The organism is Olsenella sp. An188, assembly GCF_002160255.1.
GTDB lineage: Bacteria > Actinomycetota > Coriobacteriia > Coriobacteriales > Atopobiaceae > Thermophilibacter > Thermophilibacter avistercoris.
Genome location: NZ_NFKF01000001.1, coordinates 400,562 through 418,398 on the forward strand (window position 1 = coordinate 400,562; position 17,837 = coordinate 418,398).

16 protein-coding genes and 5 tRNA genes are annotated in these 17,837 nt (G+C 69.1%); 1 reads left to right on the forward strand and 20 read right to left on the reverse strand.

Annotated elements, in window-relative coordinates; all coding sequences use genetic code 11:
- Positions 1-412: 412 nt before the first annotated feature.
- Positions 413-487, forward strand: a tRNA-Val gene (locus B5F23_RS01805).
- Between the two features lie 393 nt (positions 488-880).
- Here B5F23_RS01805 and B5F23_RS01810 read toward each other — a convergent pair.
- From B5F23_RS01810 to B5F23_RS01905, 20 genes are all read right to left on the reverse strand, one after another.
- Positions 881-2,245: a lysylphosphatidylglycerol synthase transmembrane domain-containing protein gene (locus B5F23_RS01810; protein WP_087350947.1), complete on the reverse strand. Its 1,365-nt coding sequence runs from the start codon at positions 2,243-2,245 to the stop codon at positions 881-883.
- A gap of 100 nt (positions 2,246-2,345) precedes the next feature.
- Positions 2,346-2,825 (reverse strand): YbaK/EbsC family protein, encoded by a 480-nt coding sequence (locus tag B5F23_RS01815; protein WP_087350950.1) that lies wholly within the window; start codon positions 2,823-2,825, stop codon positions 2,346-2,348.
- Positions 2,826-2,863: 38 nt separating this feature from the next.
- Positions 2,864-3,952: a tRNA 2-thiouridine(34) synthase MnmA gene (mnmA, locus tag B5F23_RS01820; protein WP_087350953.1), complete on the reverse strand. Its 1,089-nt coding sequence runs from the start codon at positions 3,950-3,952 to the stop codon at positions 2,864-2,866.
- A 1-nt stretch (position 3,953) separates the two neighbouring features.
- The gene (locus tag B5F23_RS01825) at positions 3,954-5,180 is read right to left on the reverse strand and encodes a cysteine desulfurase family protein (protein ID WP_087350956.1); all 1,227 of its coding nucleotides are present in this window, start codon (positions 5,178-5,180) and stop codon (positions 3,954-3,956) included.
- The gene (locus tag B5F23_RS01830) at positions 5,177-6,157 is read right to left on the reverse strand and encodes a putative ABC transporter permease (RefSeq protein ID WP_087350958.1); all 981 of its coding nucleotides are present in this window, start codon (positions 6,155-6,157) and stop codon (positions 5,177-5,179) included. Before B5F23_RS01830 ends, B5F23_RS01825 begins: the two co-directional genes overlap by 4 nt.
- An 89-nt stretch (positions 6,158-6,246) precedes the next feature.
- Positions 6,247-6,322 (reverse strand) — tRNA-Gly (locus B5F23_RS01835).
- Positions 6,323-6,452: 130 nt separating this feature from the next.
- Positions 6,453-6,526: transfer RNA gene (locus B5F23_RS01840), tRNA-Cys, on the reverse strand.
- A 39-nt stretch (positions 6,527-6,565) separates the two neighbouring features.
- Positions 6,566-6,641: transfer RNA gene (locus tag B5F23_RS01845), tRNA-Gly, on the reverse strand.
- 81 nt (positions 6,642-6,722) lie between these two features.
- A complete protein-coding gene (locus tag B5F23_RS01850; protein WP_087350961.1) occupies positions 6,723-7,496 on the reverse strand; it encodes an anti-sigma factor antagonist in 774 nt (257 codons plus the stop codon).
- Between the two features lie 29 nt (positions 7,497-7,525).
- Positions 7,526-9,781 carry a SpoIIE family protein phosphatase gene (locus tag B5F23_RS01855; RefSeq protein WP_087350964.1) on the reverse strand — a complete coding sequence of 752 codons (2,256 nt, stop codon included), beginning with the start codon at positions 9,779-9,781 and terminating at the stop codon, positions 7,526-7,528.
- A gap of 101 nt (positions 9,782-9,882) precedes the next feature.
- Positions 9,883-9,973: transfer RNA gene (locus B5F23_RS01860), tRNA-Leu, on the reverse strand.
- Between the two features lie 187 nt (positions 9,974-10,160).
- The gene (gene secG / locus B5F23_RS01865; protein WP_087350967.1) at positions 10,161-10,412 is read right to left on the reverse strand and encodes a preprotein translocase subunit SecG; all 252 of its coding nucleotides are present in this window, start codon (positions 10,410-10,412) and stop codon (positions 10,161-10,163) included.
- Between the two features lie 112 nt (positions 10,413-10,524).
- Positions 10,525-11,292, reverse strand: a complete 768-nt coding sequence (gene tpiA / locus B5F23_RS01870; RefSeq protein WP_087350970.1) for a triose-phosphate isomerase — start codon at positions 11,290-11,292, stop codon at positions 10,525-10,527.
- Positions 11,285-12,475, reverse strand: a complete 1,191-nt coding sequence (locus B5F23_RS01875; RefSeq protein WP_087350972.1) for a phosphoglycerate kinase — start codon at positions 12,473-12,475, stop codon at positions 11,285-11,287. Before B5F23_RS01875 ends, tpiA begins: the two co-directional genes overlap by 8 nt.
- 105 nt (positions 12,476-12,580) lie before the next feature.
- On the reverse strand, positions 12,581-13,606 hold the full coding sequence (gene gap, locus B5F23_RS01880; RefSeq protein ID WP_087350975.1) for a type I glyceraldehyde-3-phosphate dehydrogenase: 1,026 nt from the start codon (positions 13,604-13,606) through the stop codon (positions 12,581-12,583).
- Between the two features lie 197 nt (positions 13,607-13,803).
- The gene (gene whiA, locus B5F23_RS01885) at positions 13,804-14,739 is read right to left on the reverse strand and encodes a DNA-binding protein WhiA (protein ID WP_087350978.1); all 936 of its coding nucleotides are present in this window, start codon (positions 14,737-14,739) and stop codon (positions 13,804-13,806) included.
- Between the two features lies 1 nt (position 14,740).
- Positions 14,741-15,667: an RNase adapter RapZ gene (gene rapZ / locus B5F23_RS01890; protein WP_087350981.1), complete on the reverse strand. Its 927-nt coding sequence runs from the start codon at positions 15,665-15,667 to the stop codon at positions 14,741-14,743.
- A gap of 24 nt (positions 15,668-15,691) precedes the next feature.
- The gene (locus tag B5F23_RS01895) at positions 15,692-16,126 is read right to left on the reverse strand and encodes a PTS sugar transporter subunit IIA (RefSeq protein ID WP_206392181.1); all 435 of its coding nucleotides are present in this window, start codon (positions 16,124-16,126) and stop codon (positions 15,692-15,694) included.
- A 65-nt stretch (positions 16,127-16,191) separates the two neighbouring features.
- Positions 16,192-17,091, reverse strand: a complete 900-nt coding sequence (pfkB, locus tag B5F23_RS01900) for a 1-phosphofructokinase (protein ID WP_087350987.1) — start codon at positions 17,089-17,091, stop codon at positions 16,192-16,194.
- A complete protein-coding gene (locus tag B5F23_RS01905) occupies positions 17,088-17,837 on the reverse strand; it encodes a DeoR/GlpR family DNA-binding transcription regulator (RefSeq protein WP_087350990.1) in 750 nt (249 codons plus the stop codon). The genes pfkB and B5F23_RS01905 overlap by 4 nt, the downstream gene beginning before the upstream one ends.

The window sequence follows — 17,837 nt, forward strand, 5'->3', positions numbered from 1 at the left end:
ACCAGCCCAACCTTAACCGCGTAGCCCGAAGAAGATCGACCGCTCGGCTTGCCCACTCGCCTCACCCGCCCCGTTAGTCGCCGACATATGCAGTTGTGCCTTTCAGGAAGGGTGCCGCATTGCCTTCCGCGCGGCCGCCCGCCTGGCACGATCTTCGACGGATGATTTTTTGGGTGACAAGCGGACGGGACCTGTCCCCGGCAACGGTCCTCTTCAGACGCTTCAATTGAGACGTCAGTGGCCCCGCGAGAGGCGCGAGACGGGACGCGGGAGGGCCCTGCGCCCCCAGGAGCGGGCGATCGCATGGCCCTTCGGGCGGGTCCGAAAAAACCCAAAATTGGGGCTTGCGCTCCGGTACGGTTCCTTGCTACTATATCCCTCGCGCTGCGGTCCCCAGCAGTGCATCACATAAGGGCGTTTAGCTCAGGGGGAGAGCGCTTCCCTGACACGGAAGAGGTCACAAGTTCAAATCTTGTAACGCCCACCAAATCTTCGCAGCTCAGAGCATGTCGGCTCTGAGCTGTTTTCGTATGCGTACCGGGCGTCGTTTGCGCTTCTGGGGGATTTGCGGCCAGGTTCGCCGTCCAGGCCGCGCGGTTAGGGCCCTCCGGGCGGTTGTCAGTGGTTTTTGGCGGGACCTACAAGTATCACCGCCCAGGTAGCATTTTGTTACCTGCGCTTTCTTGGTGTCACAGAGCCCCGATACTCGCGGTCGGCGAGAAAAACCACTGACAACCGGGGCTTGCAGGACAAGCCTCAGGCGCCGTGCTCGAGCGGACGAGCGCTCATGGCACCCGCAACGGCAGGGGCCGTCGAGCCAGGCCGCGCAACCGTCGCACCCGGCAGCTCGTGGCCGCCCTCACCCGGATGAGGCCAGGACCTACGCGTCCTTCTCGCCCGCCGCCTTCCTGGCTGCCGCTGCCGCCTTGCCTGCCGCGATGCGTGCCTGCACGTCAGAGCCGGTCGCCTTGCCAGCCGAGGACGCGACCTTCTTCTTGCCCGCGGCGCCCGGCTTCACCGTCACGCCGCCGCGCGCCGCCGCGCGCTTCCCGCCGCTGCCGCGGGCGCCGCCCACGAAGCCCCTCACGCGCTTCCAGGCGCGCTTCACGCGACGGTTGATGGACTCGCCGCTCGTGGAGCGCATGCCCATGCACGGGGCGGCTATGAGCACCGGCAGGAGGTACTCCACGGCACGCCAGATCACGAAGCCCGCGGACAGGTGCGGGCCGTACATCTTTCCGAAGAGGTAGGCAAAGCCCACCTCGGCGCCACCCGTGCCGCCCGGGAGCGGAACCGCGTTGATGAGCAGCTCGAGCATCGCCCCCGAGGCGAGGCACACCAGGAAGTCGGCCTCCTCGCCAAAGGAGCGCAGCACGAACCACGGCAGCGCGTACATGCAGCCCAGCTGCAGCAGCGTCACGAGCATCGTCGCCAGCATCTCGCGGACGTTGGCGGCCGAGCGCTTGAAGGCGGAGGAGAACATGGCCACCTGGGTGTTCACGACCTCGTAGTAGTGGGCGTACTTCTCGTCCTTGAGCCAGCGCCGGCGGTTGGCGAAGCGCAGCGCCCAGTTGCCGATGGCCACGACCGGCCGCGGGAAGAGGCACAGGAAGAGCATGCCGCCCACCTGGACGACCTTGAAGCCAAACAGGAAGATGCCGATGAGCGTCACGTCCCCGAAGGCCTCGTAGAAGTAGCCCCCGCAGAAGACGAGCATGATGGCGGCGAAGACGCCCTCGCCCGCCTCGTAGAGCACCGTGCGGGTGAAGTTGAGCGCGCTCGCCTCCCCCACCGAGAGGCCCGCGCGCGTGAGGCGGTAGATCTGCGCCGGGGGCGCGCCGGCGCTGTTGGGCGTCAGGCGCATGAAGAAGACGCCGGAGGCCTCGACGCTCATGAGGTCGCGGATGCCGACCGGGTTGTCCGGGTCGGCGGCGACGGAGAGCACGTAGGCGAGCACGCCGAAGACGTAGTAGAACAGGAAGCACACCACTCCGGCGACGATCCAGCTCACGTCGACGCCGGCGAGCGACGTGACGAACTCGTCGACCTGCCCGGTGAAGACGAGGTAGAGCGCGTAGGCGACCACGACGAAGCCGAGGAAGACGAGGGTCTTGCGCACCTGGCCGAGCGACTTCTTGTCCGCGGCGCGGTCCTCCGCGGAGACGGAGCGCACGGCGGAGACCTTGAGGGCGACCTTCCTGGCGCCCGACTTGGCCTTCTTGGGGGTGTTCTGCTCTTCTGCCACGCAAGCGCTCCAGACGCCGAGCCGACAAGGACCGTCAGCCTAGTTTAGCGCCACGCGGGGGCGCCATGGAGCCACGAGCGCGGCGAGCGGCAATCTGCGGCTATTCTCCCTCTCTCCAGCCCTTGGCCACGTCTACCCAGCCGCGCGCGCCCGAGAATCGCTCGAGCTCGTCCAGGGTGAGCTCGATCGCGGAGCTGGCGCTGCCGGCCGCGGGCCAGACGGTCTCGAAGCGCCTCAGTGACTCGTCGAGAAACACGTCCACCCCGTCGTTGACGCCGAACGGGCACACCCCGCCCACGGCGTGGCCCACGAGCTCGGCGGCCTGGTCGGCGGAGAGCATCTTCGCCTTGCAGTGGAACGTGGCCTTGAACGCGGGGTTGTTGACGCGCGCGTCGCCGGCGAGAACCACGAGCGTGGGCGTGTCGCCCGCCATGAAGCTGAGCGTCTTGGCGATGCGCGCCGGCTCGGTGCCCACGGCGGCCGCGGCGAGCTCCACCGTCGCGCTCGACTGGTCGAACTCCCGGATGCGCCCCTCGGCGCCGAACTGCGCGAGGTGCGCGCGTGCGCGTTCTATCGACATGGCAACCCCCTGTGACACGAAGGGACGATCCCTTTGCCTCATTCGGACTCAGGTGACACGAAGGGACCGTCCCTTCGTACCACGCCGCCTCCCAGGCAGCGAAGACCATCGTAGACCACCGCGGACTGGCCCGGCGCCACGCGGCGGACGGGCTCGTCAAATCGCAACACTGAGCCGTCGAGAAGCGCCTCCCGCAGCTCGCCGGTGTGACGGGTCCGCACGAGGTAGCGACCGGGCGCCGGGGCGTCCCCGGAGATCCAGCGCACGTCCTCGAGCGTGAGCTCGCGGCAGAAGAGCGCGGGGCTGTCGTGGTCGGCCGTCACGTAGACCACGTTCTCCTCGGTGTCCGTGGAGACGACGTAGCGCGCCGGGCCGCCGCCGAGGTCGAGCCCCTTGCGCTGCCCCACGGTGAAGAGGAAGGCGCCGTCGTGGCGGCCGAGCACGCGGCCGGTCTCCCACTCCACGACGTCGCCGGCGCGCCGCTCGAGCGCGTCGAGCAGGAAGGTGCGGATGCCCACCGGCCCCACGAAGCAGATGCCGTCCGAGTCCGGCTTGGCCTCCACGCCCAGGCCCCGCTCGGCGCACATGCGGCGCACCTCGGCCTTGTCGCGGATCTCCCCGACGGGCAGCAGCGCGCGGGAGAGCGCCTCCTCGCCCACGCGCCACAGGAAGTAGGTCTGGTCCTTGTGCTCGTCGAGCGCGCGCAAGAGGCGCGTGCGCCCGTCGTCCCCGCGCTCGACGCGCCCGTAGTGCCCCGTCGCCACGAGGTCCGCGCCGCGCTCGAGGGCGCGGTCCACGAAGGTGCCGAACTTGATGGTCTGGTTGCACATGACGTCCGGGTTGGGCGTGTAGCCGCGGGCGTAGGCGTCCACGAGGTAGTCGACCACCGTGGCGCGGTACTCATCCTCGCAGTCCCAGACCTCGAGAGGAATGCCCAGCGTCACGGCCACGCGCTCGGCGTCGGCGAGGTCGTCGGCCCACGGGCACCTGAATCCCGGCAGGTCCTGCGACCAGTTGCGCATGTAGACGGCCGTGACGTCGTAGCCCCGCTCGACGAGAAGGGCGCACGCCAGGGCCGAGTCCACGCCGCCGGAGAGCCCGCAGAAGACGCGGGACGCACCGGCCACCTCAGACACCCCCCGCGCCCGCGCCGAGCGCCGCCGCGAGCGCCGCCTGGGACTCGTCGTCGCGCCCGAGCCGCGCCATCTCCGCGCGCACGCAGCGCACGATCGCCGCGGCGGCGTAGTCGACGTCGCCCTCCGTCGTCGGGCGCCCGAGCGTGAGCCGCAGGCTGCCCTCGGCGAGCGGCCGCGGCATGCCGATGGCGTCGAGCACGTGGGAGACGCGCATGCGGCTCGCGGCGCAGGCCGAGCCCGTGCCCACCGAGACGCCCTCGCGCTCGAGCGCGATCACGAGCCGGCGCGCCTCGATCCCGGCGAAGGAGACGTGCAGCAGGCCCGGCAGGCGCCTCTTGGGGTTCCTCGGCCCGCTGACCACGACCCACGGCAGCTCGGACGCCAGGGCCGAGCGCAGGCGCTCGCGCAGGCCGGCCAGGCGGCGGGACTCCTCGGCCCTCCGCTCGCTCGCGAGCTCGAGCGCCCGGGCGAAGCCCACGACGCCGGCAACGTTCTCCGTGCCGGAGCGCACGCCGCCCTCCTGGCCGCCCCCGTAGACGAGCGGGCGCAGCCGCACGTCGTCGGAGGCCCACAGCACGCCCACCTGCTTGGGGCCGTAGACCTTCGCCGCGGAGAGCGTGAGCATGTCCACGCCGAGCGAGCCCACGTTCACGGAGAGCGCGCCGGCCGCCTGGGAGGCGTCCGAGTGCAGGTAGATGGGGGTCTTCTCGCCCGCCTCGAGGCGCCTTGCGCGCTCGGCGGCCACCACGCGCGAGATGTCGCGCACGGGCTGGATGCACCCGACCTCGCCGTTGGCGAGCTCCACCGAGACGAGCTCGGTGTCGGGCCGGATGGCGCGCGCCACCGCCGCTGGGTCGACGAGGCCGTCGGCGCCCACGCGCACAGTGCGGCGGGCGTGCATGCCGGCGCAGGCGAGCACGCTCTCGTGCTCGATCGCGTCGACCACGACGTGCCCGTCGACCGCAGCGAAGGCGAGGTTGTTGGCCTCGGTCGCGCCCGCCGTGAAGACGAGGTTGTCCGGCCTCGCCCCGATGAGGCGCGCGAGCGTGCCGCGGGCGCGCTCGACGTCGTCGCGCACCTCGCGGGCGCGGGCGTAGGGCGCAGACGGGTTCCAGAAGCGCTCGGTGAGGTAGGGCAGCATCACCGCGGCGACCTCGGGGTCGACGGGCGTCGCCGCCGCGTAGTCGAGGTAGACCTCGCGCCCGGCCCCGGCCGTCATCGCGCGCCCCCCTCTGCCTCGGTCAGCGTGTTTCCGTTCTCGTCGTAGATGAGGTTGCCGTTCTCGTCCACCGCGTCGCGCTGGTCCCCGATCTTGAGGTTCTCGAAGCGCCCCGCGATGAACTCGTCGCTGTAGTTGGTGTCGACCCACTGCTCGAAGGCGTTGGCGGGCGGCACGCCGGCGTCGCGCGCGCTCTTGCGGTTGAAGCACACGAGCGTCATCGCGACGTCCGCGACCAGGTACACGGCGACGAGCGTCACGAAGACGGCCTGGCGGCGCGTGGTGGGCATGCCGATCTGGTAGAGCAGGCGCGGCATGACGGCCCTGCACCACGCAAGGCCCAGAAGCCCCCAGAATACCAGGAACCGCCAGGCCACCCACTGTGTGATGCGATCGGGCAGGCCGAGGTAGGTCCAGGACTCCGCGTCGAAGAACGTGGACATGCTCCAGCCCGCGAACTGCTCGAGCAGGCCGCCCACGACTGCGGAGACGAGAAACACCTGCCAGTTCTTGGCCCCCCTGCGGCGCAGGAAGAAGCCCAGCAGGGTGAGTGCCACGGCACCCAGGCCGTAGAGCGGCGAGAAGGGCCCCCACACCAGGCCCACGCGGCTCTCCGTGAGCCCGGCGGTGGCGAGCATCCAGACCTCCTCGATCAGAAGGCCCGCCATCGAGCCCACGAAGAAGATGATGACGACCTGGTACCAACCCAGGTGAAGGTGGTCGAGGTACTCGTCGACGGCCTCGTTCGAGGCGTGCCAGCGGGCGAAGAGCCTCCCCAGGCCGCGCTGGCGCTCCGCACGGGCGAGCTCCCGCTCGAGGACGTCCTCGGACTCCTCCAGGGCCGTCTCCGCGCGCTCGACGTCGTCGGCGTCGAGCTGGTCCCCGCCGGAGAGCCAGTCCCAGAAGAAGACCACCACCCGCACGAAGCCCTGGACCACCAGGAAGAGGAAGACGACGAAGATCAGCGAGAGAAACATCTGCTTCGAGCTCCTAGCGAACGACTTTCCTGCGTCAGGTCCCCAAGCATAGCAAAAGGGCCGGTCAAAGACCGGCCCTCGTCACTTCATGGAGCGGGCTACGGGGTTCGAACCCGCGACCTCCACCTTGGCAAGGTGGCGCGCTACCAACTGCGCTAAGCCCGCGACGCAAGGAGAAATAATACGGGGAGCGCGCCCGGAATGCAAGCCCCAATTTGAGGAAATTCTCGCCCGCGCAAGACGTCCCGGGAGCGGGCAGACGAAAAGGGCGCCCCGAGGGGCGCCCGTCACGTCTTGGAGGCGAAGCCCGGATTCGAACCGGGGGTCAGGGCTTTGCAGGCCCGTGCCTTACCACTTGGCCACTTCGCCGTATGAAAAAGGCCGAACGAGTCCGGCCCGGAGCTCACATGGAGCGGGCTACGGGGTTCGAACCCGCGACCTCCACCTTGGCAAGGTGGCGCGCTACCAACTGCGCTAAGCCCGCAAGAGCAGGGAATACTATACGGGCCAGGGGGCACGAGCGCAAGCGGGAAGTTCGAGGAAGGTGAAGAATCTGTGAAGCGGCTCAGGCGGGGATGCCCGGAGCTGGGGGAACGTCCGCGTCGGCGGTACCGAAGAGCTTCACGAGCCGCACGACCGTCCCCTCCCCCGAGCTCTTGTGCGCGATGCTCACGGAGTCGGCGAGCAGGCGCATGAGCCGGATGCCGCGCCCGCGCTCCGCGCACGGCCCCGTCTCGGGGGGCTCCTCGTCCCCGGCGAGCTCGAAGCCGCACCCGCAGTCGGTCACGTCGATGGTCACGCGGTCGGGGTAGGCGGCCACCGTCGCGAGCACGCCCGTCCCCCCGGTGTGGTCCACCGCGTTGCCGAACGCCTCCCCGGAGGCGAGCGTCATATCAAACACCTCGTCCGGCGAGAAGGGCAGCGTGGCGAGAAGCCCCTCGAGCCGCTCGCGCGCCTCCCCGAGGGCCGACGAGTCCACCCGAAACGTCGTGCGCCAGCGCGGGAGCACCGAGGGGTCGAGAGCCGTCACCTCGCGCCGCACGCCGGCGCGCTCGACGGGCATGTAGTCGAGCATCCGCATCCGGCGTAGCGCCTGGTACACCTGCGGGGACACGTTGACGAGGGAGAGCAGCCCGCCCTGGCGGCGGATGTTTCTCAGCTCGGTGAGGATGAGGCCCATGCCGGCCGAGTCCACGTGCTCCACGCCGGCCATGTTCATGAAGACGCGACGGCACCCCTGCGCGACGAGGCGGTCCATGCGCCGCCTCACGACGGGCACCGTCGTGACGTCAAGGTCGGTGCCGACCGAGACCAGCGCTATGTTGGCCCTCTCAGACATGCTGTAGATATTCCCAAATCGGGCGGGCTCTATCGCGTCGTGCCCTCCCCGTCCCGGGGCGCGGCCACGTCGAAGCGCAGCGCGAGCATGGCAACGTCGTCCTCGAGGTTGCGACCGGTGAAGTCCTCGAGCGTCGCCAGGAGGCGGTCGACGAAGCCCTCGAAGGGCTTGTCGCCCTCCGACTCGCGCATCACCATGTCGCGCAGCCCCTCCTCGCCGAAGAAGGAGCCGGACGAGTCACGCGCCTCCGTCGTTCCGTCGGTGTAGAGCAGCAGCACGTCGTCGCGCTCGAGCCTCACGAGGCCGTCCTGGTAGTTGATGTCGTGGAAGGCCCCCACCACGCCCGACTGCACGTCGAGGATGGACAGCGCCTCCGCCCCCGCGTGGACCAGAATCGCGGGCGGATGCCCCGCCGAGCAGTAGCGCAGCGTGGCCTCCTCGAGGTCGATGATGCCCACGAAGAGCGTCGCGAAGGTCTCGAGGCGCGAGAAGCCCAGGAGGAACTCGTTGAGGGAGCGCACCATCCGTGCCGGGGCGAGCCCCTCCCACGAGTAGGCGCCGAGCGCGGTCTTGACGGCGGCAGAGACCGAGGCGGCCTCGACCCCCTTGCCCGAGACGTCGCCCATGATGACGCAGGCGCGCCGGTCGGGAAGGCGGATGAGGTCGTAGAAGTCCCCTCCCACCGAGGCCGCCTTCGTCGCGGAGCAGTAGACCGCCTGGGCAGTGATGCCCTCCACGTGCTGGAGCTCGTTTCTCATGCCGGTCTGGAGCGCCTGGGAGATGCGCTTGTCCTGCTCGCGCGCCTCCTCGCCGAGGGCGATGTCTCGGACGTCCCCGGCGAGCATGCGCAGGAACTCGAGCTCTATGTCGTCGAGCGGCTCGGCCCCGTCGGGGCGCAGCACGAGGAAGCAGCGGCGCTCCCCCACGAGCTCGCCGAGGTCCACCAGGGCGCCCACGCAGGGCTCCCCCAGGGCGCGCAGCAGCGAGAAGACCTCCGAGTCCGGCGCGACGCTCACCACCGCCACGCCGTCCGAGCGATGGGGCGCCACGAGCTCCTCGAGGTCGATGGGCAGCTCGCGCGGCCCGTTGAGCGGGAGGTCGGCGAGCACGACGCGCTGGCGGTCGTTCTCGCTCACGCGCACGACCGCCGCGTCGAGCTCCTCCCCCGCCTCGGCGAGCGTGTCGCGCAGGATGGAGACGACGCCGTCGCCGCTGCCGTCGGTCGCCGAGGTGAGCAGCTCCTCGCGCAGCTCGGTCGCGAGCGACGCCAGGCGGTCGGCGCGCTGCGCACGGAGCGTGGTGAAGGCCCCCGCGAGCTGGACCGAGAGGTAGTGGGCCACGGAGTCGAGCAGGCGCGCGTCCTCCTTCATGAGCGGGTGGAGGCGCCGCCAGCCCACCTCGATGATCGAGATGACGTGGCCGCCGAACCACACCGGCACGGCGATGAAGCTCGTGAACGGGGGCACCATGGCACTTCTCATCCGCAGGACCTCGTGGGTGTCCTCGTCGACCACGTCGCGCGTCACGAGGCGCCCCTGGCGCAGGGCCTCGCTCGTCGGGGCGCAGACCCGCAGGCGCACGGCACGTCCCTCGCGGACCGCCACGCGCTCCACGCTGCGCCCGAAGGGCATGAAGCGCGCGACCTTCTCGCCGGAGAGGCCGCTCGATATGCCGCGCAGGTGAAAGCCGTCGGACTCGGCGAGGTACACGATCGTCCCGTCCGCCTCCATCGTGTCGGTCACCTCCTCGAGCACGCGCTCGAAGAGGGCGGCCACGTCGGTGGAGTCGATCGTGTCGAGCACGATGTTGAGCGTGCCCGAGAGGCGGTGGTTCGCGCGGCGCAGGTCCTCGATGGCGCGCAGGGCCTCACGGTCCGCAAGGGCGTCCTCGTCGGAGGGCATGGCCACGAGCAGGTAGGTCTCTCCGGGGGCCTGGACGGCCTCGCAGCGAACGCGAACCTGCGCGAGCTTCCCGTCGGCACGCCTCAGCGGGCAGCGCGTCGGGGAGCCGTCCGTGGTGAAGGGAAGCTGCGACACGTCAAAGTCGTCCGTCGACGCCTCTGGCTCGTCGGGAGACGGGAAGAGGGCGCGCACGTCGGCCCCCACGAGGCCCTCCGAGATCCCCAGGAGCTCGGAGGCCTCGTCGTTGGCGAGAAGGACCCTACCGGCCCCGTCGAAGATGAGCACGGCCTCGCACGTGAGCTGCAGGAGGCGCGAGAGGGTCCCGACGAGGCTTCCCTCCCCGATTCCCTCGACCCGCCTGATGCTGAGCCCCGCCTTGGCCATACGAGCCCCCAACCGTCGTCGTCCGCCCTAGCGTAGCACGCCCCGGCAGGGCGCCTCGGCAAGAAAAAAGCGGGCCTCCTTTGGAGGCCCGCGTTCTTTCGTGGTGTCGGAGGCGGGACTTGAACCCGCACGACCTTTTAGTCAGTCACTAGCACCTCAAGCTAGCGCGTCTGCCAATTCCGCCACTCCGACGTGCACTGCGCTTTCGCGCAAGGAGTAGTATGCACCAGTCGCCCAGGCGATGCAAGCCTCATTTTTGAAAAAAGTTGCCGAGTGAGAAAATCTGCCTCCTACCTGCGGGTTCTTCTCGCCGTCTCTGCCTCATACGAGAAAAGGCACCCGCAGGTGCCTTCTCGAAGCTACGTGCTGTTGCGGGCGGCTAGCCCATCGTACCCGTCGGGAACGTGAGGGCCATCACGACCACGCAGACGATGAAGACCGTCGTGGTGATCACGGTGAGGCGGTTGAGGTTCTTCTCGAGCACGCCAGAGCCCGTGCCGGAGTTGTAGAGCGACGAGGCGATCATGTCCGAGACGCCGGTGCCCTTACCCGAGTGCATGAGGACGAGGATGACCGTCAGGAAGCCGGACAGGAAGAGCAGCACGGTGAGGATGATGTTGAGCGGGTTCACGAAACACTCCTTAGGGGGCAGATGCAGTCCAAGGTGAAATGGTAGCACAAAGGGGCCCGGACGCTCGTCCGGGCCCCAGAACACACATCTGCCGAGAAAGGCCTGGCGGCATCTACGCCATGGCGCTCTTGACCATCGCGGCGAAGCTGTCGGCCTTGAGGGAGGCACCGCCGACGAGCGCGCCGTCGACGTCCTCCTTCTCGAGGAAGCCGGCGATGTTCTCGGGCTTGGCGGAGCCGCCGTAGAGCACGCGGATGCCGGCTGCCGTCTCCTCGCCGAAGATCTCGACGAGGGTGGCGCGGATGGCGCCGCAGACCTCCTGGGCGTCGTCGGCCGTGGCGGTCTTGCCGGTGCCGATGGCCCAGATGGGCTCGTAGGCGATCACGTACTTGGACGGGTCGGTGATCTCGAGGCCCTCGGTGTCCTTCTTGATCTGGTCAACGACGAACTCGACGTGCTTGCCGGCCTCGCGGACCTCGAGGGACTCGCCGCAGCAGGAGATGGGGACGATGCCGTGAGCCATGAGGGCCTTGGCCTTCTTGTTCACGTCCTCGTCCGTCTCGCCGAAGTAGTCGCGGCGCTCGGAGTGGCCGATGATGCAGTGGGTGGCGCCCACGGCCTCGAGCATGCTGGGGGCCGTCTCGCCGGTGAAGGCGCCGGACTCCTCCCAGTAGACGTTCTGGCCGCCGAGGGCGAACGGCGCGGAGGTCTGCTCGATGACCTCGGAGACGCCCTTGAGGTCGACGGCAGGCGGGCAGACGACGACGTCAACGTCGCCGGTGCCATCCTTGAGCTCGTCGGCGAGGCCCTGGGCCAGGACGACGCCCTCGCCCCAGGTCTTGTTCATCTTCCAGTTGCCAGCGATCATCCTCTTACGCATCGAGAAGCGCCTCCACTCCAGGAAGGGCCTTGCCCTCGACGAGCTCCATGGACGCGCCACCGCCGGTGGAGATCCAGCTCATCTTGTCGGCAAGGTCGAACTTGTTGATGGCCGCGACGGAGTCGCCGCCGCCAATGATCGAGGTGCAGTCGGAGTCGGCCACCGCGCGGGCGACGGCCTCGGTGCCGGCCGCGAACTGATCCATCTCGAAGACGCCCATCGGGCCGTTCCAGAAGACGGTCTTGGCGCCCTTGATGGCCTCGCAGTAGAGCTCGCGGGTCTTGGGGCCGATGTCCATGCCCATGCGGTCGTCGGGGATGCTGTCGGAGTCGACGACCTCGCCCACGGCGTCCTCGCCAAAGTGGTCGGCGACGACGTTGTCCACGGGCAGCAGGATCTTGACGCCCTTCTCCTCGGCCTTCTTGAGCATCTCGCCGGCGCGCTCGACCCAGTCCTCCTCCTTGAGGGAGGTTCCCACGGTGTAGCCCTTGGCGAGGAAGAAAGTGTAGGCCATGCCGCCGCCGATGATCAGGGTGTCAGCGGAGTCGATGAGGTGATCGAGCACGCCGATCTTGGAGGACACCTTGGAGCCGCCGACGATGGCGACGAAGGGGCGCGCGGGATCGGCGAAGATCGAGGTCAGGGTGTCGACCTCCTTCTCCAGCAGGAAGCCGGCATAGGCCGGAAGATACGCAGCGGGGCCGACCACGGAGCCCTGGGCGCGGTGCGCGGTGCCGAAGGCGTCGAGCACGAAGATGTCGCCGTAGGAGGCGAGGATCTTGGCGATCTCGGGGTCGTTCTTCTTCTCGCGCTTGTCAAAGCGGACGTTCTCGAGGACGAGGATGTCGCCCGGCTCGAGGGCGGCCACGGCGGCGGCGGCCTTCTCGCCGTAGGTGTCGTCGACGAACTTCACATCATAGCCGGTGAGCTCGGCGAGCTTGTCGGCCGCGGGCTTGAGGGAGAAGGCGGGCTCGGGGCCGTCGCCCTTGGGGCGGCCGAGGTGGCTCATGAGGATGATCTTGGCGCCCTGCTCCTTGAGGTACTGGATGGTGGGGATGGCGGCGCGGACGCGGGTGTCGTCGGTGACGACGCCGTCCTTCAGGGGCACGTTGAAGTCAACGCGCATGAGGACGCGCTTGCCCGCGACGTCGGCGTCGCGAACGGTCTTCTTGGTGAAAGCCATGCTCACTCCTTAAGACTGCTGTTTTCCTGCTTACGAGAAGGGGCGCGGCCGCGGCCCTGTGAGCTGCAAACCGCACCCCTCTGCGAAAAGCCTGTGGGACGAGAACTACGCGACGAACTTCTCGAAGTACTTGATGGTGCGGACCATCTGAGAGGTGTAGGAGTTCTCGTTGTCGTACCAAGAGGTGACCTGGACGAGGCTCTGGCCGTTGCCGAGGTCCTGAACCATGGTCTGGGTGGCGTCGAAGATCGAGCCGTGGGTCTCGCCGATGATGTCGGAAGAGACGATGTCGTCCTCGTTGTAGGCGAAGGTCTCGGGGATGGTCTCGGCGTAGGCCTTCATGGCAGCGTTGACCTCGTCGACGGTGACCTTCTTGTCAACGACGCAGTAGAGGTTGGTGATGGAGCCGGTGGGCGTGGGAACGCGCTGAGCGGCACCGATCAGCTTGCCGTTGAGCTCCGGGAGGACCAGGCCGATGGCCTTGGCGGCACCGGTGGAGTTGGGGACGATGTTCTGAGCGCAGGCGCGGGAGCGACGCTTGTTGCCCTTGCGCTGCGGGCCGTCGAGCGGCATCTGGTCGCCGGTGTAGGCGTGGATGGTGGTCATGATGCCGGAGACGATCGGCGCGAAGTCGTTGAGGCCCTTGGCCATCGGGGCGAGGCAGTTGGTGGTGCAGGAGGCGGCGGAGATGATGTTGTCCTCGGCGGTCAGCTGCTCGTGGTTGACGTTGTAGACGATGGTGGGCAGGTCGTTGCCGGCCGGAGCGGAGATGACGACCTTCTTGGCGCCAGCGTCGATGTGGGCCTGGGCCTTGGCCTTGGAGGTGTAGAAGCCGGTGCACTCGAGGACGACGTCAACGCCGAGCTCGCCCCAGGGGAGCTTGGAGGCGTCGGCCTCCTTGTAAATGGTGATCTTCTTGCCGTCGACGGTAATGGAGTCCTCGCCGGCCTCGACCTTGTGGTCGCGGGCGTAGTTGCCCTGCGTGGTGTCGTACTTCAGAAGGTAGGCGAGCATGTCCGGGGAGGTGAGGTCGTTGATGGCGACGATCTCGGAGCCCTCGTGACCGAACATCTGGCGGAACGCCAGACGGCCGATGCGACCAAAGCCGTTGATAGCAACCTTTACTGCCATGCTTTCTCCTTTCACGGGGCCGACGGGGTCCCTCCCCGACGGACCATGCAGACAGGGCTCGATGCCCTAACCAGACGATAGTGTACCCCACAAGCATCGTCTGGTATCGCGCAATCTGAGACACGGGTGAAATTTAAGCGGTGGGCGCTCAGATTCCTCCCGCAGCCGCAGGCCGCGGGGTCCGAAGAGGGTGCGCCTCAGTCCCGCTCGGCCGCCTCCACGAGCTCCTGGAGCCTGAGCACGCGGTGGTACATGGCCGACTTGGACGCGGGCGGGTCGAGCTCGGCGCCGAGCGCCGCGAGGCTGAGCTCGGGGTGGGCCCGGCGCGCGGCGCAAAAGGCGCGCAGCGCGGGCGGCAGCGTGGCGAGCCCGACGCTCCTCTCGGCGCGCTCTATGAGGTCGAGCTGCGAGGCGGCCGCCCCCGTGGAGCGGGCCTGGTTGGCCATCTCGGCGTTGACGCGGCGGTTGACGTCGTTTTTCACCGACTTCTTCGCGCGTGCCACCTCCACGACGCGCGCCATGCGCCGCGCGCCCATCGCGCGCAGCAGCGCGATCACGTCGTCGAAGCTCTTGAGGTAGATGGCGTAGGCGCCGCGCCGGCGGTTGAGGCGCGCCGAGACGCCGAAGGAGTCCACGAGGGCGACGAGCCCGCGTGCGAAGTCCTCCCCCGTCACGGCGATCTCAAGGTGGAAGTCCCCGCGGGGGTCGGCGATGAAGCCGCCTGCCATGAATGCCCCGCGCACGAACGCCTCTCGCGCGGGGCGCGTGCCGAGAAGGGCCTGGGGCACGCCCGTCGCCAGGCCGCGCCCCGGGACCAGGATCCCCAGGCGCACCAGGTCGGCCGCGAGCCCCTCCTGCTCGGGCATCTCTATGAGGTAGTTGCGGGTCTTGTGCAGGACCGAGCGGCGCACCGTGAGCGAGGTGTCCAGGTCGAATATCTTGTGCGTGAGCTTGATGACGGTGCGGGCCACGGCGCCCGTCTCCGTCGCAATGCGGATGGAGTAGCGGCCCGACCCCCGAAACGAGAGCGTCCCGCACACGCGGATGAGCGCCGAGAGCTGGGCCAGCTCGGCGGCCGCCACGGGCGCCTCGACGCGCGAGAGCTCGTCTTTGACCTCGGCGGTGAACGACATGCTAGCTCGTCCTCACGTTGGCGAGCGCGAGGTCGCGGTGCGAGAGGACCACGTGGTACCCGGACCGCTCGAGGTAGGCGGCCGTGGCGTTGGCGATGGCGACGCTGCGGTGCTGGCCGCCCGTGCACCCCACCGCGATGGACAGGCTCGTCTTGCCCTCGGCCACGTAGCCCGGCATCGTCACGTCGAGCAGGCGGTACCACGCGTCGAGGAACTTCTCGGTGGTCGGGTTCTGCAGCACGAAGTCGGCCACCAGGCGGTCGTTGCCGGTGAGGGGGCGCATCTCGGGGTCGTAGAAGGGGTTGGGCAGGAAGCGCACGTCGACCATGAGGTCGGCCTCGACGGGCATGCCGTGCTTGAAGCCGAACGAGAAGACGCTCACCTCCATGAGCTGCTGGTCGGTGAGCTCGGAGAAGGCGCGGGTGAGACGGCTCCTGAGCGCGCTCGTGCGCAGGCGGCTCGTGTCGATGACGAGGTCCGCCGACTCGCGGACGCTGCCGAGCTGGGCGCGCTCGCGGGCGATGGCGCTCGAGACCGCCTCCCCGGGCGCGGCGAGCGGGTGGCGCCGGCGGTTCTCGTCGTAGCGACGGATGAGGACGTCGTCGGAGGTGTCGAGGAACACCACCTTGGCCGAGATCTCGTGCTCGCGCAGCTGGCGCACGGAGTCGGAGAGCTCGTCGAAGAGCCCCTGGGAGCGCAGGTCGCAGGTGACGGCGAGGTGACGCCCCACGCCCGAGTTGATCCCCACGAGCTCGGCGAGCTGAAGCAGCAGCCGCGGGGGCAGGTTGTCGATCGCGAAGTAGCCCATGTCCTCGAAGACGTGCAGGGCCTGGGTGCGGCCCGACCCGCTCATCCCCGTGATGACCACGACGTCGGGCACGCGCGCCGCGCTCTCCGCCGCACGCATCTGCTGGTTGGCGTCTGCCATGGCTCCCCCTTTCGCGACTGGTCTTCAGTCTAGCGCACGGGAGGGCCCGGCGGGCGAGAAGGGCGCCGGTCCCACGAGGGGTGCCTCCTCGCGCCCGTCGACGAGCCGGCGGAACTCCTCGGGCGTGGCCGCGGCGCGCAGGCTCGCGCAGAAGTCCGCGTCGAGCAGCAGCGTGGAGAGGCGCGAGAGCACCTCGAGGTGGGTGTCGGCCTCGCCCTCCGGCGCCGCGATGAGGAAGAGCAGCGTGGCCGGCTCGTCGTCGGCCGAGTCGTAGTCGACGCCCGCGGGCACCGTCATGGCCTCGAGCCCCGGCGCGAAGACGGCCGCGGTCTTGGCGTGCGGGATGGCGATGCCGTCACCCAGGTCGGTGGAGAACTGCGCCTCGCGCTCGCGCACCGCCGCGGCGTACCCCGCGCGGTCGACGACGTTGCCTGTTTTTTCGCAAGGTGGTACCGACACCCCGTCCCCCAACGGGGTGGCATTGCCAGATTTGGATTGGTGCTTGACGGTCCCGGCCGCGCCGGCTAGCCCGCGAGCAGGGCCTCCACCTCGGCACGGGTCGCCAGGTTCTCGGAGAACGCGCTCGCCGAGCCCGTTGCCAGGCCCATGCGGAAGGCCGCCTCGTAGCTTCCGGTCTCGGCGAGGCCGGCCAGGAATCCCGCCACGGAGGAGTCGCCGGCGCCCACGGAGTTGACCACGGTTCCGCGCGCCGCGGGGCTCTCGAAGACCTCGCCCGTCTGCGCTACGAGCACGCCGCCCTCCCCCGCCATCGAGACGAGCACGTTTGCGGCACCCATCTCCTGAAGCCTGCGCGCGTACGGAACGACCTCGTCGCGGCGGCGCAGCGTGACCCCGAAGATGTCTCCGAGCTCGTGGTTGTTGGGCTTCACGAGGAAGGGGTGGTGCGGCAGGGCGCGCGTGAGGAGGTCGCGCTCGGCGTCAACCACCACGCGCACGCCGCGGCCGGCGACGCGCACCATGAGCCGCTCGTACATGTCGGAGGGCAGGCACGCCGGGACCGAGCCGGAGATCACGAGCGTGTCACCCTCCCCCAGGGCGTCCAGGCGCTCGAGAAGCGCCTCCACGTCCGCGGCCGTGATGTTCGGCCCCATGCCGTTGAGCTCGGTCTCCTCGGCGCTCTTGACCTTGACGTTGACGCGCGTCATCCCCTCGGCCACGCGGATAAAGTCGCAGTCCACGCCCGACTCGGCGCACAGGCGCTCGAGCTCCGCCCCGGTGAAGCCGGCGGTGAAGCCGAGCGCGCGGCTCGTGTGCCCGAGGTTGCCGAGCACGATGGAGACGTTCACGCCCTTGCCGCCCGGCAGGACCCTCTCGTAGGTGGTGCGGTTGATGGCGCCCAGGCGCATGTCGTCCACGCGGACGATGTAGTCGAGCGACGGGTTGAAGGTAACGGTGTAGATCATCGGGGCACCTCCACGACGTTTTCGAAGGCCTTGTATCTCTCGGGGACGTCCCCGCAGGTGACGATCGTCGCAGACGAGAAGGGCCCGAACCCCACGAGGCTCGTGCTGTCGAACTTGGAGGCGTCGGCGAGCACGTAGCGCCGGGTGGTGTGCTCCATGGAGAGCTGCTTGATCAGGGCCTCGTTGCTCTCCGGCGAGGTGAAGCCGCTCTCGGGGGTGATGCCGTTCACGCCCCAGAAGCCGATCGTGAAGTGGTAGCGCGAGAGCGTCGCGATGGTGTCGGGGCCGATGAGCGACTCGGTCGCGCTCTTGAGCTCCCCTCCCAGCACGCTCACGTGGAATCCCCTGCCCGCGAGCTTCATCGCGTGCGAGACCGAGTCGGTCACGTAGCGCGCCCGACGCTCGGTGAGGTGCGAGAGCAGCTCCTCGACCGTCGAGCCGGCATCGAGGTACACCAGGTCGTCCGGCCCCACGAGCGGAGCCACGTGGGCGCAGATGGCGCGCTTCTCCTCGGCGTGCAGGCCGTAGCGCTCGGAGAGCGTGAGGTCGCGCGTGAGGTGGGCGGCCTCGAGGGCCGTGGCCCCGCCATGCACCTTGACGAGGCGGTGGGCCTGGTCGAGCTTGTCGAGGTCGCGGCGGATGGTGGACTCGGAGATGTCGAGCGCGGAGGCCAGCTCGGTGACGCTCGCGGTGCCGCGCCGCTCGACCATCTCGACGATGCGGCCCAGGCGCTCCTCGGCGATCAT

Bases quoted from the DNA above. Each gene is read 5' to 3' on its own strand.
- B5F23_RS01815 (WP_087350950.1), bottom strand. From the start codon at position 2,825: ATGTCGATAGAACGCGCACGCGCGCACCTCGCGCAGTTCGGCGCCGAG.
- B5F23_RS01825 (WP_087350956.1), bottom strand. From the start codon at position 5,180: ATGACGGCCGGGGCCGGGCGCGAGGTCTACCTCGACTACGCGGCGGCG.
- B5F23_RS01830 (WP_087350958.1), bottom strand. From the start codon at position 6,157: ATGTTTCTCTCGCTGATCTTCGTCGTCTTCCTCTTCCTGGTGGTCCAG.
- B5F23_RS01850 (WP_087350961.1), bottom strand. From the start codon at position 7,496: ATGTCTGAGAGGGCCAACATAGCGCTGGTCTCGGTCGGCACCGACCTT.
- B5F23_RS01855 (WP_087350964.1), bottom strand. From the start codon at position 9,781: ATGGCCAAGGCGGGGCTCAGCATCAGGCGGGTCGAGGGAATCGGGGAG.
- tpiA (WP_087350970.1), bottom strand. From the start codon at position 11,292: ATGCGTAAGAGGATGATCGCTGGCAACTGGAAGATGAACAAGACCTGG.
- B5F23_RS01875 (WP_087350972.1), bottom strand. From the start codon at position 12,475: ATGGCTTTCACCAAGAAGACCGTTCGCGACGCCGACGTCGCGGGCAAG.
- gap (WP_087350975.1), bottom strand. From the start codon at position 13,606: ATGGCAGTAAAGGTTGCTATCAACGGCTTTGGTCGCATCGGCCGTCTG.
- whiA (WP_087350978.1), bottom strand. From the start codon at position 14,739: ATGTCGTTCACCGCCGAGGTCAAAGACGAGCTCTCGCGCGTCGAGGCG.
- rapZ (WP_087350981.1), bottom strand. From the start codon at position 15,667: ATGGCAGACGCCAACCAGCAGATGCGTGCGGCGGAGAGCGCGGCGCGC.
- pfkB (WP_087350987.1), bottom strand. From the start codon at position 17,091: ATGATCTACACCGTTACCTTCAACCCGTCGCTCGACTACATCGTCCGC.
- B5F23_RS01905 (WP_087350990.1), bottom strand. From the start codon at position 17,837: ATGATCGCCGAGGAGCGCCTGGGCCGCATCGTCGAGATGGTCGAGCGG.